Here is a 14,517-nt window from a genome sequence, read left to right on the forward strand (position 1 = left end):
AAGTTATTATTGAATTTCCGAAACTTTATTTTTTAGGTTTCGACGACATATAAAAAGTCAACTTTCCACCATTCATAATCTCAGAATGCTTCAAGGTAAAGTATTTGATTTCCTTTCCGTTTAGTAGAATTTTTTCAACATAAACATTCTTCGGACTTTGATTAATCGCTTCGATTTCAAAAGTTTTTCCATTTTCTAAATTCAAAACTGCATGATCAACCGCTGGACTTCCAATCGAGTAATCTCCTGAACCTGGTGCTACTGGATAAAAACCGAGTGAACTCAAAATATACCAAGCGCTCATCTGTCCTGTATCATCATTTCCGCCTAACCCGTCAGGTGTTGCTTTGTATTGCATTTCCAAAATGTGACGAACTTGTTGCTGCGTTTTCCAAGCTTGATCTGCAAAATTGTAAAGGTAAACAACATGATGAGCAGGCTCGTTTCCATGTACGTAACCGCCGATAATCCCCTCTCTTGTGATGTCCTCAGTATCTGCAAAAAACTTGTCTGGCAAATGCATGCTGAAAAGTTCGTCCAATTTTTCGCCGAATTTCTTTTTGCCACCCATTGCTTCGATTAGACCTTTTGGATTTTGCGGAACAAAGAAACTATAGTTCCAAGAATTTCCCTCGATAAAGCCTTGTCCGTGTGTTTCCAAAGCGTCAAAATCTTTTTTGAAAGTTCCGTTTGCTAATTTTGGACGCATAAAACCGACACTTTTATCATAAACATTTTTCCAGTTTTCAGAGCGCTTGATGAATTGATTATAAATTTCCGTTTCCCCCAAATGTTTCGCCAGTTGTGCAATTGCCCAGTCGTCATAGGCATATTCCAAAGTGTTTGAAACCGAAGTCCCATTTTTTTCTGCTGGGATAAAACCTTTATCAATATACTCGCCAATGCCTTCGTAGTCGCGTTTGTTTGCCGTTGCAACACAAGCCAACAAAGCAGCCTTTGTGTCTCCCGAATAATTCCCTTTAATAATGGCGTCCGAAACAACGCTAACGCTGTGATAACCACTCATACACCAGTTTTCGTTGGCGTAATGCGACCAAATTGGCAACATTTTTAACGAAAATTGATCGTAGTGCGCCATCATCGATTTGACCATGTCATTATTTCGTTTTGGTTGAACAATATTGAAATAAGGATGCAAAGCACGGTACGTATCCCAAAGTGAAAAAGTAGTATAATTGGTGAATCCATCAGCTTTGTGAACATTTTGATCAAGTCCTTTGTACTCGCCGTTGGCGTCCATATAAATCGTTGGATTGATAAAGGTATGGTACATCGTTGTGTAGAAATTGGTTTTCTCCGTGTCAGAGCCTTTTATCACAATTCGATTAAGCTCTTTATTCCAATCTTGTTGGGCTTTTTCTTTAATTTGGTTAAAGGAAAGATTGCCAACTTCTTGTTTTAAATTGGCTAAAGCATTGGCCTGGCTAACCGGCGAAATTGCCAATTGTACTTCGATAGCTTCGTTTTCTTGCGTGTCGAAATCAAAATACATTTTTAGATTTTTGCCAGCAATTTCGGGGAAGTTTTTGTTTTGGTCAAATTTTCTCCAAAATCCGCCATAAACTTGCTTTCCGTCAAAATTATTTTGGCCATAAGATTTAAAAGATTTCGAAAATTTCATAGCAAAATAAACAGTTCTCGTACGTGCCCAGCCATTGGTTTGACGATAACCTGTGATGGTATTTCCGTTTTCGACGCGAACATAAGTCCAGACATTTTTGCCGTCATAATTATAGATTCCTGCCATCAAATCCAAAATGATGTGCGCTTGATCTGATTTTGGGAAAGTATAACGCTGAACGCCAACACGTGTTGTAGTCGTCATTTCTGCCAAAATATTATAATCGTCCAATTTTACTTTGTAATATCCCGCTTCGGCAACTTCGGTATTGTGCGAAAAGCGACTTCTGTAACCTGTTTCAGGTTTGTCTGCTGTCCCTGGATTTAATTGAAGTTTCCCAACAGTCGGCATCACCAAAAAATCACCCAAGTCCGAATGTCCTGTTCCACTAAAATGCGTGGAGCTAAAACCAGTTATCGTTTTATCCTCGTAGCGATAACCTGCACAATATTTGTAAACTTCGCCATTGTATTTGCCATTTAACTCGTAAGAAATCGAATCGGTTTCGGGACTTAATTGCACGGCTCCAAAAGGCGTTGTTGCGCCAGGATAGGTGTGTCCCATCTTTTCGGTACCGATCAGAGGATTGACAAATTTGACAAGGTTTTCCATTTTTTGAGCGTTTGTAAGCGTAGCAACCGCGATTCCCAGTGCTAAGGATATTTTTTTGATTGACATTAATTAGTTTTAAAGAAGCAATTTAGTTAAATAAATCTTTTTAAATACTCTAAATTTGTACGGAGAGGAAAGAAAAAAGATGATAGAGAAAAGAAAAATTAGTTTTAATATTTACTAAGTCTATAAATCATATCTTAAAAGTCTCGCATCTAAAATTTAAAAATCTAAAATAAAATAAAAGTGAAAAGCCTTATCAAGAATGCTAAAATCGTCAACGAAGGTCAAATATTCGAAAGCGATTTGCTAATCGAAAATGATTTAATTTCAAAAATTGCTAAAAATATTCCCGAATCCGAAGCGGACAAAGTGATTGACGCAACTGGGAAATATCTTTTACCTGGTGTAATTGATGACCAAGTGCATTTCCGTGAGCCTGGATTGACGCATAAAGGCGACATTGCTTCGGAATCCAAATCGGCAATTGCAGGCGGTGTAACCAGTTTTGTCGATCAGCCCAATACCGTTCCAAACGCTGTGACGCAGGAATTATTAGAAGAAAAATACAAATTGGGCGCAGAGAAATCTTATGCCAATTATTCGTTTTCGATGGGCGGAACTAACGATAATTTGGAAGAAGTTTTAAAAACAAATCCTAAAAATGTGTCTGCCATCAAATTATTTTTGGGGTCTTCAACTGGAAATATGTTGGTGGACAATCCTGAAACTTTGGAGAAGATTTTTAGCTCTACCAAAATGTTGATTTGTGTTCATTGTGAAGATGAAGATACGATAAAAGCCAATACTGAAAAATACAAAGCTGAATATGGCGACGACATTCCAGTGAAGTTTCATCATTTGATACGAAGCGAGGAAGCTTGTTACAAATCCTCTTCTAAAGCAATTGAGTTGGCTCAAAAAACAGGTGCGAGATTGCATATTTTCCACTTGTCAACGGCTAAAGAAACGGCTTTGTTCCGAAATGATATTCCTTTAAAAGATAAAAAAATAACGGCAGAAGTTTGTGTTCATCATTTGACATTTACCAATGACGATTACGAAACCAAAGGTTCTTTGATTAAGTGGAATCCGGCGGTGAAAACGCAAGCTGACAAAGATGGTCTTTGGGAAGCGCTTTTGGATGACCGAATTGACGTTATTGCGACCGATCACGCGCCACATACTTGGGAAGAAAAACAAAACCTTTACACAAGTTGTCCATCGGGAGCACCTTTGGTGCAGCATTCTTTGCCAGTGATGTTGGAAAATTACCACAACGAAAAAATTTCTTTAGAAAAAGTGGTGGAAAAGATGTGCCACAATCCTGCAATTTTGTTCGAGGTGGATAAAAGAGGTTTTGTAAAAGAAGGTTACAAAGCGGATTTGGTTTTGGTAGACATGGACAATCCTTGGACAATTGAGAAAGACAATATTTTGTATAAATGCGGTTGGAGTCCGTTAGAAGGCACAAATCTAAAATCTAAAATTACTCAAACCTTTGTCAACGGTCATTTAGCATACGACAACGGCGTTTTCTCAGAAGAAAAACATGGCGAAAGATTGGAGTTTGATAGAGAATAAGGATCTTCAAAAAAGCTAAAAACACGAAGATGAAAAAATACTGTTTGTTAATCGCACTAATTTTATTGGCGCTTGTTCCGCAATCATATTTTGGACAAGCATTCTCGAAAAAGCTTGAAAATACGTATTGGAAGCGTACTGGTTATTATGCTAAGTCCGGCACAATGAATTTTGAAGCTTTACCAGAAAAGCCTACGCAAACTACCAATTTTGATTATTTCGGTTTTGAAAAAGACAATGCTTTCATCTTTCATATTGCAGCTTCGAAGGCTTGCAGCGCGGATCTCATAGGAAAGTATAAAATTGACAAATCGAAAATTAGTTTTACAACCGCGCAAACTAAAATTAATGGAGATTGTGGAAATCTAAAAGAGTTTAAACTAACGGAAAACTCCATCGTTTTTAGAAATGGGGTACTTTATCTTGCCAAATATTCAAGTTGGTATGACGAAGCACCTACTAAAAAAGGCGATACAATTTTTATCCCGCAAAACCGAGTTGGAACACTTTCGACAAATGAACAGGGAAGATATTTAATTGCTGATGCAAATGGTATTCCTTTTGAGAATGGAACATACAAAATTATTGAAACAACAGATAGTCCAGGGAAAAGTGTTTTTTCTTCTAAAAATGGATTGTTAGATCATGATTTTATTGATTCAGATGGTAAAAAGGTATTTTATAATATTTACAAAGAAGGTATCCTTTTTAGTGAGAAAAGGTTTAATGGTAATCAGCTTTACTTTGAAAAAACGATGCTTCCTGATGTTCAAAAAGAGGCTTCAGGGCAATATAGAATCAAAATAACTGAGGTAAAGAAGAATGCAAATCTGTCACAAAGTGATTCTATCATTACGACTTATACCGATGACGTTCCTATAAGCAAGATTCGATATCAAAATAATAAACTTGTTGCAGATATGGATTTTGGAAAGAAAATTTTTAAGAAATATAATTCAAATGGCAAGTTATCAGAGATTGAAACTCCCGGACAGCTGATTAAATATGATAATGAAGGAGGTGAAGAATCTAAAGAATTGTACAATTCACAGAGTTATGAATTGTATGAGTATGGCAAACTTCGAACAAAAAAAACTTACACTAAAAAAGATATAACGACCATAACTTATGATGAGAAGGGTAAAATAAAAGATAAAAAAATCGATAAAAAAGAGGATGTTGTACAAACTATAGTTGATGATTCTGACCGCTATCACGGAAAACTAGGGAAAGATGAGTTTGAGTTTTTTAAAAAACTGGCAAAGTAATTTTTACTTAGTGATAAAATGTAGTATTCCGATTCCTATAAACAATTAAAACACTGATGAATTACTATTTAAAAATTTTTCTGTACGCTTTAGGAGTAGGTTTTGTAGAGCTATTGATATACTTTTTTTTGCTGCAATTTCAGATTGTTCACAGCAGTGGCTACGTTCCGCAAGAGTTGGTTGGTATAGTGCTTATTTTGCTTGCGATACCACTTCAATTTTTGATATTGCTGTTAGTAGGCTACATTTTCAAAAGAAAGCCCAATGCACTTTATATTACCTGTGTCGCATTTTTTTGCATCTGTTTTACTACGATTTTATTGTCATCCAAAGAAGAAAGAGCGCTCTACAATAACGAACAGGTGTATAACAGAACCGAAAAATACGATTACTCACAGGGGATTTCTACACCGGAAGGTTATCCGATAAAATTATTAACAGATAGCAAATTTACGCTGTCAGTGATAGGAGACCGAACTTCTGGCGTGCTCTTGGAAACGGGCAAAGTTTACAGCATGATATGGGGCGCTGGCGATAATACGACCAGCATCTCCAACGGAGGCGTCGTCATTCCAGATAGTTTGAAGCTTTATTGGTACTCTTTCGTAGAAGACAAATATTATGGACTAAAAACAAAATTGGATAAAGACAAAATTTCGCAAAATTTTAAAACGACTTACAAATGGGACATTAATGGAGATATGAAGGGGTTAATCGATAGTAAATACAGTGAATTAGTAGCTGGTATCGCACCTGGCGGAAATGTCGTGTTGTGGATTTCGAGTTCTCATAAAGCCAGAGAACTGGGGATTTATAAGGCTAAAGAAATGGACGCAAAATCCCTCAAAGATTATGATGTTGTTAGTTCATCCGAGAGACAAAAGGTCTTAACCGATACTTGTACTTGTGAAAATGACCTACAAAACAGGCGCATTGTTCATAATATCAAACCAATTCCTTTTGGATTGTGGACAGAAAAATATAGGAAAAAATACAATTGGAAAATCGACATTAACCAAGTTGGGCAAACACGTTCTTCAATTGAAATGCTTTTCTTCAATGGAGAAAGAGATTTGTTTTATAATGATGCTATCACGAATATGAAATCACAGATGCAGGCGCTTCCAGTCTACATTTATTTTGTGTTTATCAAAGGAGATGTAAAGTATAAAGCGTTTTTATCATTCGACGAGGACGAGATTTATAACAATTTTGATAAGTTGTCAAAAACAAATCCTGCGGAGCCTCTTAGTTTTGATATTGCAATAACGACAGATTTTCAAAAAGTTGAGGTTAAGCTAAAATCCAAAGACCAATCTGTAACATTTCAAAAAATAGAATCTTTGAAAATCTCCTCTAAAAAAATAAAGAACGAGTAAAATTTCTAAAAACAATAACCGCCTCAATCGAAGCGGTTATTTTATGTTCAGGAATATTACTTTGGCAATTGCAAATGCGTGCTGATACCGATTCGGTTCCAAGCGTTGATGATAGTTATTGCCATAATAATTTCGCCGATTTGTTGCTCGGTAAACAATTTCAATGCATTTTGATAAGTTTCCTCTGTCAATCCATTTTCCGAAATTTTGGTGATTTCCTCCGTCATTTTCAGCAAAACCTTTTCCTCGTCCGTGTACAAAGTCGTTTCCCACCATGCGTTCAGCAAGAAAATACGTTGTGGCGTTTCGCCATATTTTAGCGCATCTTTCGTATGCATGTCGATGCAGAAGGCGCAAGCATTAATTTGAGACGCTCTTATTTTGATAAGCTCTTTTTGGATATTGCTCAGTGATGACGCTCCCATTGTGGCGTCCAGTGCAATCATTGCTTTGTAGGCTTCTGGCGCAGATTTGGCCATATTCAATCTTTGTGACATATTATTTATTTTTATTGATTAATTCGTCGATACTAAAGGAAAATTTATTTTGTGTAGCCAATAGAAAAGCCGCTGCTGTGCTTGTCCAAACCGAATAATCCAAAGGCGCTTTAACACCTAAGGCAATTGTCATCGCGATTCCGAAGCTAAGAAGTAAAAGTGAAGTTGCAGAAGCTATAATCTTCGTTTTGAAGCCAATTAGCAGCAATATCGAAAACACAATTTCGCAAAAAGTGGCAATATAGGCACCGACTTTACTTAGAAAACTCGGAAGAAAAAAAGTTAAAGTTCGCGTGTACTCTTCAAAAGCAGCCCAGTTTCCCCAAGCGGCGTTGCTTCCCCAAAATCCAAAACGGTCAGCTACTGCGGAAAACATCGTGACAGCTAAGGCAATTCGTAGGAAAAGTTGAGCGATGGAAAATTTTGTATTGGACATTTATTTCATTTTTGTTGAGACAAATTTCCGATATTATTTTCCCAAAAAACTTAAACCAGTTTAAGAACGTAACTTCGCCCTTATTTCGCTCAAATATTCGGGCGTAAAACCCAAGTAAGAAGCCAATAAATACTGCGGAATCCGCTGAATAAATTCCGGAAACAAATTCCGAAAATGCAGATAAGATTCCTCCCGCGAGAATTCGTACAAATACCGAATTCGCCTTTCCGAGGCCGCCGTATTTATTTGATAAATCTTTCTGAAATAGCTTTCCATAACGGGATGTTCAGTCAAAAGCTTAACATAATTCTGATAAGAAATCCGCAAAACCGTCGACTTTTCAACTGCCTGAATGTAACAATCCGCAACTTGCTGTTTCTCGAAACTAAACAAATCCGCTATCCACCACGTTTCCAGCGCAAACTGCGTCGTCTGTTCCGAACCATTTTGCTTCACAAAAAACTTTCGTAAACAACCATTTAACACAAAATAATTGAATTTCGAAAGCTCACCTTCCGCCAACAAATTCTCCTTTTTCTTGCATTCCAAAACCTCGAAATACGCTGTAACCGCCGCATATTCCGCTTCGTCAATCGCCACAAATTTCCGCAAATGCGTCCAGAAAATTTCCATGTCCGTCCAATTGTCTCCCAAATGTATAAAACAAAATTTATTTGGGCGCCTTTTCCGCGCTCCGTTCCCGCTATTTTGCTCCGCTGCGCTCCGCAAAATGAGCTCCACTCAGCTCGGGGCGCAGATTCCGCTCCGAAACACTATTTGCCGAATAGTAGAAATCGTCGGATATCGGACAAATATTCATAACTTTAGACTTCGAACTCTAAACAATTTTTATGAATTACGCAGAACCAATGCTTCGCGAAGACGCATTAAAAGATAAAGTAGCCATCGTTACAGGTGGCGGAAGCGGTTTAGGAAAAGCCATGACCAAATATTTCCTACAATTAGGCGCCAAAGTTGTGATTACATCTCGTAACCTCGAAAAACTTCAAAACACAGCCAAAGAACTCGAAACCGAAACTGGCGGAAAAGTCCTTGCAGTCGCTTGTGACGTCAGAAATTACGATGAGGTCGAGGCAATGAAAGAAGCAGCGCTTAAAGAATTTGGGAAGATTGATATTTTGCTTAACAATGCGGCGGGTAACTTCATCAGCCCAACCGAAAGGCTTTCTGCGAATGCGTTCGATACCATTATCGATATCGTTCTGAAAGGTTCCAAAAACTGTACACTTTCGATTGGTAAACATTGGATTGATTCCAAAACTCCAGGTACAGTTCTAAATATCGTGACTACTTATGCTTGGACTGGTTCAGCCTATGTTGTGCCGTCAGCAACGGCAAAAGCAGGTGTTTTAGCGATGACAAGAAGTTTGGCAGTCGAGTGGGCAAAATACGGAATCCGTACCAACGCTATCGCCCCAGGGCCATTCCCGACCAAAGGTGCGTGGGACAGATTACTTCCTGGAGATTTGCAGGAGAAATTCGATATGACCAAAAAAGTGCCGTTGCGTCGCGTTGGCGATCACCAAGAGTTAGCGAACTTGGCAGCTTATTTGGTGTCTGATTTTTCGGCTTATGTTAATGGCGAAGTCGTTACCATCGATGGTGGCGAGTGGCTGCAAGGTGCAGGACAATTCAATATGTTGGATCAAATTCCATCCGAAATGTGGGATCAACTGGAAGCCATGATCAAAGCGAAGAAGAACGGATAATTAATAAATCAAAAAGTGCAAATCAAAATAATTTTGATTTGCGCTTTTTTGTACTTCGTTTTTTACATTTTTAAAGCTCGTGTAGCAATAAAGGTTGGCAGAAACTCGTCGATTAAAAATCTTGGATTAGGCTGATCTTCTTCAAAGTAATCCGTGATTACAAAGCCAGCTTTCATCTGTCCACCCAATAAACTTTGCAACGAATGTCCAAAAACCAAAGCTTCATTTCTCTCTAACTTTCCCTCAATTTCAGTTTGTGATAAATCTTTAATATCCGCATACGGCAGTTTGTATTTTGGACGCATAATGCCATTTTTGCGATCTTCAGGATTTCTGTCTGCTACGAAAACCACAGGGTTAAAAAAGCTTGCTAACAAAATTCCACCTTTTCGTAAAACCCTATAAGATTCACTCCAAACTTTCTCAACATGTTCGACATAATGGTTGGAAATCGGATGGAAGACAATGTCAAAACTGTCATCAGCAAAAACCGATAAATCGGTCATATCACCACGAACTGTTTCTAAAGAAATTCCATCGCGTTGTGCTACCATTTCGTCCATTTTCAGCTGCTCATCCGAAAGGTCGAAAACCGTTACAATTCCGCCTGCTGCTGCCAAAATTGGGGCTTGCTGCCCACCAGCCGAAGCTAAGCAAAGTATTTTTTTACCCGAAATATCGCCCAACCATTTTTTATCAAGCGGCGATGGCGTTAGGTGAACTTCCCAATCTCCAAGCTTTGCTGCTTTAGTTTGTTCCGCAGTAACAGGCTTTGACCATTCTCGTTGTTGCGAAGCCTGCTCGTTCCAAGCGGCTTGGTTATGTTGCAAGAAGTCAATATTATTTTCCATAGATTTTATATTTTGAAAATGAAGCTTTTTATACACAACTTCAAATGAATGGTGAAGTTAGGAATTCTAATAATTTTGATAAAATTTTTAAAACAGGCTCTTATTTAAAAAATATGCGATGCGGAATTTCTGAATCAAAAATTAGTTTTAAAAGCATATTAGAAATGCAAAAGTTTTTTATTTATAACTTTGTTAGAAATCCTTTTGTAACAATCATAAGTTTTAACCAACCAATTTTAAAAATATTTTAATGAAAATCAAATTTTTATCAAGCAGCATAGCAATCGCGGCGACATTTCTGTTTAGTACGAATGTTTTGGCGCAGCAAAAAGGTAATTACGATTATAAAGATGTTTTCAAAGAACCGTTTTATATGTATAATGGTAATGAATTTCGATCGGCAAGTGGACAGCCAGGTCCGAAGTATTGGCAGCAAGCGGTTAACTACAATTTGAATATTACTTTGGATGACACGCAGAACAAATTTACTGGTTCGGCGGAAGTTTCTTATACCAACAATAGTCCAGATGCGTTGAAGTTTATTTGGTTTCAACTGGATCAAAATTTATTTAAAAAAGAATCTCGCGGAAGTGCGATGATTCCAACGACCAATTCGAGATACGGTTCTAGTGATTCGACTTTCGAAGGAGGTTATACCATTAAATCTGTTAAAGTTGATGGTAAGGACGCGAAATACCTTATCACCGATGCGCAGATGCAAGTTGATCTTCCAAAGGAGTTAAAAGCCAATGGTGGAAGCACAAAAATTAGCATTGAATATTCTTTTGTTTCGCCTGAAGATGGTGCAGACAGAATGGGTGTCCTACAAACCAAAAATGGAAAAATATTTACCGTTGCACAATGGTATCCGCGTGTTGCTGTTTATGATGATATCAAAGGTTGGAATACGATTCCTTATCTCGGACCATCGGAATTCTATTTAGAATACGGGAATTTTGATGTAAGCATTACGGCACCGAATAATCTTTATGTGGTTGGTTCTGGAGAATTACTTAATCAAAAAGATGTATATACGGCAGAGCAAAACAGAAAGTGGAACGAAGCGGCAAACAGCGAAAAAACGGTGAGCATTCGTACAGCTGCCGAAGCCAATACGGCAACAAAAAGTACAGGTACTAAAACTTGGAAGTTTAAAATGACTAAAAGCCGTGACTTTGCATTTGCAGCGTCTTCAGCTTTTATCTTAGATGCAGCAAGAATCGATTTGCCGTCGGGTAAAAAGTCCTTGGCAATTTCTGCTTATCCTGTGGAAAGTGATGGTCAAGATGCTTGGTCACGATCGACGGAATATACGAAAGCTGCAATCGAGCATTACTCTAAACAATGGTTTGAGTTTCCTTATCCAGCTGCGGTTAATGTTGCGGGAATCACCAATGGAATGGAATATCCAGGAATCGTTTTCTGCGAATATAAAGCGAAAGGAAGTAGTCTTTGGGGCGTAACCGATCACGAGTTTGGGCACACTTGGTTTCCGATGATTGTTGGATCTAATGAGCGCAAACATGGTTGGATGGACGAAGGTTTTAATACTTTTATTAATGATATTTCGACAAAGAATTTTAACAAAGGTGAGTATTACAAAAATCCGAGTGTTAGAACCATGACAGGATATTTATTTAATGATCGTCTAGAACCTGTAGATACGGCGCCAGATAATATGAGAGAAGGAAGCATCGGTGCTTTGTTATATTACAAACCAGGCGCAGCTTTGAAGATTCTGCGCGAAAATGTACTTGGACCAGAACGTTTCGACAAAGCTTTCCGAGAGTATGTGGATCGTTGGGCTTTCAAACATCCAGTTCCAGATGATTTCTATCGTACGATGGAAAATGTTTCGGGAGAGGATTTGGGTTGGTTCTGGAGAAGTTGGTTTCAGAATAATTGGAAGTTGGATCAGGCGGTGACAGGCGTTAAATATGTTGATAATTCTAACTTCTCAAAAGGCGCAATGATTACAGTTGCTAACTTAGAAAAAATGGCGCTTCCTGTTAATTTGGAGGTGAAGTATAAAGACGGAACAACGCAGGCTTTGGATTTGCCAATTGATATTTGGAGAAGAAATACAGAGTGGACTTTCAAAGCGCCGACTACTAAAGAGATTGTGTCGGTAACTGCTGATCCAAAAGGAAATCTTCCAGATATTAATTTAGCAAATAATGTTTTCAAAATGGATGGCGCGGCACCAACCGAGAAGATTAATGTGAGCGACTTTACAGGAACTTTCAGTAATAAGCAAATGCCGATTAAATTTGTACTGACCAACGATAATGGAACGTTGATGGCGAAGGCAGGCGACCAACAAGCCTTTCCGTTAACTTATGACGGAGACAATGTTTTTGTGTTTGACATGGCGGACATTAAATTGAAATTTACTAAAGACAAAAAGAGTTTTGATATTGTGCAAGCTGGGCAAACTTTCACATTTACAAAGAATTAATATTTTAATTAAATCATATAAAAGGCAGCTTCGGCTGTCTTTTTTTTATTCGGGAAAGTCCAGTTCGAAGCCGACACCACGTATCGAAATAATCTTAATTCTAGAATCGTGAACAAAGTATTTTCTGAGTCTGCTAATGAAAACATCCAAACTTCTTCCCGAGAAATAATCGCTGTTTTCCCACAAAGTTTCCAACAAAACTTCGCGCTTTACAGTTTGATAATTGTGTTTAAGAAAATAAAGGATTAAATCTTTTTCTTTTAGTGTTAAACGAATTTTTTCGTTGGGATGTTGAAGTGTAAGATTTACTGTGTTTAAGATATAATCACCGATTTTTATTGTTTCTTCAACGTAGTCTTTCGGTTGGATTCTTCGTAAAATATTTTGTATTCTTAAAACCAATTCTTCGGGATCGCAAGGTTTAGAGATATAGTCATCAGCACCAAGTTTTAATCCTGTCAAACGATCGATTTTTTGATTTTTAGCGGTTAAAAAAAGAATTGGAAAATCGGTTTGCTTTTTTAGGATATGCTTTGCCAAAGAAAAACCATCGATATTCGGCATCATCACATCCAAAATCCCAATCTGAAAGTCAAATTGAGATTCTATGATTTGCAAAACATCTTCAGGGTTTTGAAACCAAATAACTTCAAAATCGCTTAATTCGAGATACTGTTTTAGGATCATCCCGAAATCGGCGTCGTCTTCAACTAAAAGGATTTTAGGATTCATGATTTAATTTTATTACAAACAAACTTCCTTTACCGGTTTCACTTTGTAGGTCGATGTTTCCGTTATATTTATTGACGATATTTTTTATTAAAAACAATCCAAGTCCAAGCCCTTTCGTGTTGTGAATGTTGTCGCTTTGGATTCGATAGAATTTTTCAAAGATATTTTTCTGCTCCGCTTTAGCAATACCGTCGCCATTATCTTTAACACTAATCAACAAGCTTTTTCCAGAAGATTCAACTTTGAGGTTAATCTTTGTTGCACCATATTTAATGCCATTTTCACAAAGGTTTTTCACGACCGTTTCCATGTTTGTTTTTGCAAAAGGAAGATTATCGGCTGTTTTATTTTCAAAAACAAATTCGGTTTGAGGATTTGAAAATTTTAAATCTTCCGCAAAATGTGTCCAATCTTCAGAATTGATGATGTTGATTTCATCCTTGTTTTCTCCATCGTGGAGCTGCTTCATAAGATTTTCGAGACGTTGGATTTGGCGTTCCACCAGTGGAAGATTTTCTTTGTTCCAATTTTTGCTAAGGGACTTTGCCGCAATTTTTAAAGTCGCGATTGGTGTTTTGAATTCATGTGAAATATTATCCACCACATTATGCAAAACTGCAACTTGTTTCTGTTGCTTAATTAAATTTCTGACGGTCAAAATAAATAACCAAAGCACCGCACCAAGGATAAAAACACACAAAGAAATTAATAATGCCAACTCCCGAAATACCAGCTGCTTGATGTTGACAATTTGATAATTGGTTTCTGTTAGAATCTTGAAATGCTCACTACGATTGTAGACTTTGGTGGTGTCATTAATAGAAGATGATTCAGAATTCCAACTTCCTGTTGTTTGCAAACCTACTTTAGTAACAGGTCTTTCGGTTTGATAAAGATTGATTGGTTTTTTTAAAAGATCAATGCTATCGGGAAGAATGAGGATGGATTTGTATTTTAGCTCTGTGGCAACTTCGTAGCCTTGCTTTTTAAACTCTTCGTCCATGAACTGGGAAAGTAATTTTCGATAGCTGAGGTTCTTCGCATTGTAATAATCTAGAAACTGTTTTTCTGTAATTTTTTTTGTCGCGTAATCCGTAATGTTTTTAATCACGGCATCTTCATTTTTGCGGTCTCTTTCTTCCAATTTATCAATAAGAGAAGCGCTTCGGTCACGAATATTGCGGTAGATTTCTTTTTCCTTTACGACGTAGGTTTGGTACATAAAGAAAGTTTGTATTCCCAAGAGAATCAGGAATAATAGGCTGAAAATCACAATGATGTTTCTGTTCTTTGAAAGCATGAAGCAAAGATAGAATTTTGAGGTATAT

General features: G+C 37.5%; 12 protein-coding genes. 5 read left to right on the forward strand and 7 right to left on the reverse strand.

The window, feature by feature from the left end; all coding sequences use genetic code 11:
* Nucleotides 1–25 precede the first annotated feature (25 nt).
* Complete coding sequence (locus Q1V95_RS07415) at nucleotides 26–2,320, reverse strand: GH92 family glycosyl hydrolase (RefSeq protein ID WP_300672279.1); 2,295 nt, start codon at nucleotides 2,318–2,320, stop codon at nucleotides 26–28.
* A gap of 180 nt (nucleotides 2,321–2,500) precedes the next feature.
* On the opposite strand from Q1V95_RS07415, the gene Q1V95_RS07420 reads away from it, so the two are divergent.
* Genes Q1V95_RS07420 through Q1V95_RS07430 form a run of 3 tightly spaced genes read left to right on the forward strand, consistent with a single transcriptional unit; the run spans nucleotide 2,501 to nucleotide 6,485 of the window.
* Nucleotides 2,501–3,838 (forward strand): dihydroorotase, encoded by a 1,338-nt coding sequence (locus Q1V95_RS07420; protein WP_300672281.1) that lies wholly within the window; start codon nucleotides 2,501–2,503, stop codon nucleotides 3,836–3,838.
* A gap of 29 nt (nucleotides 3,839–3,867) precedes the next feature.
* Nucleotides 3,868–5,106 carry a hypothetical protein gene (locus Q1V95_RS07425; RefSeq protein ID WP_300672283.1) on the forward strand — a complete coding sequence of 413 codons (1,239 nt, stop codon included), beginning with the start codon at nucleotides 3,868–3,870 and terminating at the stop codon, nucleotides 5,104–5,106.
* 56 nt (nucleotides 5,107–5,162) lie between these two features.
* Nucleotides 5,163–6,485 (forward strand): DUF2931 family protein, encoded by a 1,323-nt coding sequence (locus tag Q1V95_RS07430; RefSeq protein WP_300672285.1) that lies wholly within the window; start codon nucleotides 5,163–5,165, stop codon nucleotides 6,483–6,485.
* Nucleotides 6,486–6,541: 56 nt separating this feature from the next.
* On the opposite strand, the gene Q1V95_RS07435 is transcribed toward Q1V95_RS07430, so the two are convergent.
* Genes Q1V95_RS07435 through Q1V95_RS07445 form a run of 3 tightly spaced genes read right to left on the reverse strand, consistent with a single transcriptional unit; the run spans nucleotide 6,542 to nucleotide 8,051 of the window.
* Nucleotides 6,542–6,982 (reverse strand): carboxymuconolactone decarboxylase family protein, encoded by a 441-nt coding sequence (locus Q1V95_RS07435; RefSeq protein WP_300672287.1) that lies wholly within the window; start codon nucleotides 6,980–6,982, stop codon nucleotides 6,542–6,544.
* Nucleotide 6,983: 1 nt separating this feature from the next.
* On the reverse strand, nucleotides 6,984–7,418 hold the full coding sequence (locus Q1V95_RS07440) for a DoxX family membrane protein (RefSeq protein ID WP_300672289.1): 435 nt from the start codon (nucleotides 7,416–7,418) through the stop codon (nucleotides 6,984–6,986).
* Between the two features lie 60 nt (nucleotides 7,419–7,478).
* A complete protein-coding gene (locus tag Q1V95_RS07445; RefSeq protein ID WP_300672291.1) occupies nucleotides 7,479–8,051 on the reverse strand; it encodes a Crp/Fnr family transcriptional regulator in 573 nt (190 codons plus the stop codon).
* Nucleotides 8,052–8,269: 218 nt separating this feature from the next.
* Between Q1V95_RS07445 and Q1V95_RS07450 the strand changes: the two genes are divergently transcribed.
* Nucleotides 8,270–9,148 carry an SDR family oxidoreductase gene (locus Q1V95_RS07450; RefSeq protein WP_300672293.1) on the forward strand — a complete coding sequence of 293 codons (879 nt, stop codon included), beginning with the start codon at nucleotides 8,270–8,272 and terminating at the stop codon, nucleotides 9,146–9,148.
* 62 nt (nucleotides 9,149–9,210) lie between these two features.
* Here the strand turns inward: Q1V95_RS07450 and Q1V95_RS07455 are convergent, their stop codons facing one another.
* Nucleotides 9,211–9,999, reverse strand: coding sequence for a class I SAM-dependent methyltransferase (locus Q1V95_RS07455; protein WP_300672295.1), 789 nt, complete (start codon nucleotides 9,997–9,999; stop codon nucleotides 9,211–9,213).
* Between the two features lie 250 nt (nucleotides 10,000–10,249).
* Here Q1V95_RS07455 and Q1V95_RS07460 point away from each other — a divergent pair, with 250 nt between their 5' ends.
* On the forward strand, nucleotides 10,250–12,457 hold the full coding sequence (locus Q1V95_RS07460; protein ID WP_300672297.1) for a M1 family metallopeptidase: 2,208 nt from the start codon (nucleotides 10,250–10,252) through the stop codon (nucleotides 12,455–12,457).
* 45 nt (nucleotides 12,458–12,502) lie between these two features.
* Here the strand turns inward: Q1V95_RS07460 and Q1V95_RS07465 are convergent, their stop codons facing one another.
* Nucleotides 12,503–13,189: a response regulator transcription factor gene (locus Q1V95_RS07465; RefSeq protein WP_300672299.1), complete on the reverse strand. Its 687-nt coding sequence runs from the start codon at nucleotides 13,187–13,189 to the stop codon at nucleotides 12,503–12,505.
* Nucleotides 13,179–14,411, reverse strand: a complete 1,233-nt coding sequence (locus tag Q1V95_RS07470) for a HAMP domain-containing sensor histidine kinase (protein ID WP_300672301.1) — start codon at nucleotides 14,409–14,411, stop codon at nucleotides 13,179–13,181. Before Q1V95_RS07470 ends, Q1V95_RS07465 begins: the two co-directional genes overlap by 11 nt.
* Between the last annotated feature and the right edge of the window lie 106 nt (nucleotides 14,412–14,517).

The sequence above is a fragment of the Soonwooa sp. genome (assembly GCF_030151385.1).
In the GTDB taxonomy this organism is placed as follows: domain Bacteria; phylum Bacteroidota; class Bacteroidia; order Flavobacteriales; family Weeksellaceae; genus Soonwooa.

Coding starts and splice junctions, on each gene's coding strand:
- Q1V95_RS07415 (WP_300672279.1), bottom strand. CDS start 2,320: ATGTCAATCAAAAAAATATCCTTAGCACTGGGAATCGCGGTTGCTACG.
- Q1V95_RS07425 (WP_300672283.1), top strand. CDS start 3,868: ATGAAAAAATACTGTTTGTTAATCGCACTAATTTTATTGGCGCTTGTT.
- Q1V95_RS07430 (WP_300672285.1), top strand. CDS start 5,163: ATGAATTACTATTTAAAAATTTTTCTGTACGCTTTAGGAGTAGGTTTT.
- Q1V95_RS07435 (WP_300672287.1), bottom strand. CDS start 6,982: ATGTCACAAAGATTGAATATGGCCAAATCTGCGCCAGAAGCCTACAAA.
- Q1V95_RS07440 (WP_300672289.1), bottom strand. CDS start 7,418: ATGTCCAATACAAAATTTTCCATCGCTCAACTTTTCCTACGAATTGCC.
- Q1V95_RS07445 (WP_300672291.1), bottom strand. CDS start 8,051: ATGGAAATTTTCTGGACGCATTTGCGGAAATTTGTGGCGATTGACGAA.
- Q1V95_RS07450 (WP_300672293.1), top strand. CDS start 8,270: ATGAATTACGCAGAACCAATGCTTCGCGAAGACGCATTAAAAGATAAA.
- Q1V95_RS07455 (WP_300672295.1), bottom strand. CDS start 9,999: ATGGAAAATAATATTGACTTCTTGCAACATAACCAAGCCGCTTGGAAC.
- Q1V95_RS07460 (WP_300672297.1), top strand. CDS start 10,250: ATGAAAATCAAATTTTTATCAAGCAGCATAGCAATCGCGGCGACATTT.
- Q1V95_RS07465 (WP_300672299.1), bottom strand. CDS start 13,189: ATGAATCCTAAAATCCTTTTAGTTGAAGACGACGCCGATTTCGGGATG.
- Q1V95_RS07470 (WP_300672301.1), bottom strand. CDS start 14,411: ATGTACCAAACCTACGTCGTAAAGGAAAAAGAAATCTACCGCAATATT.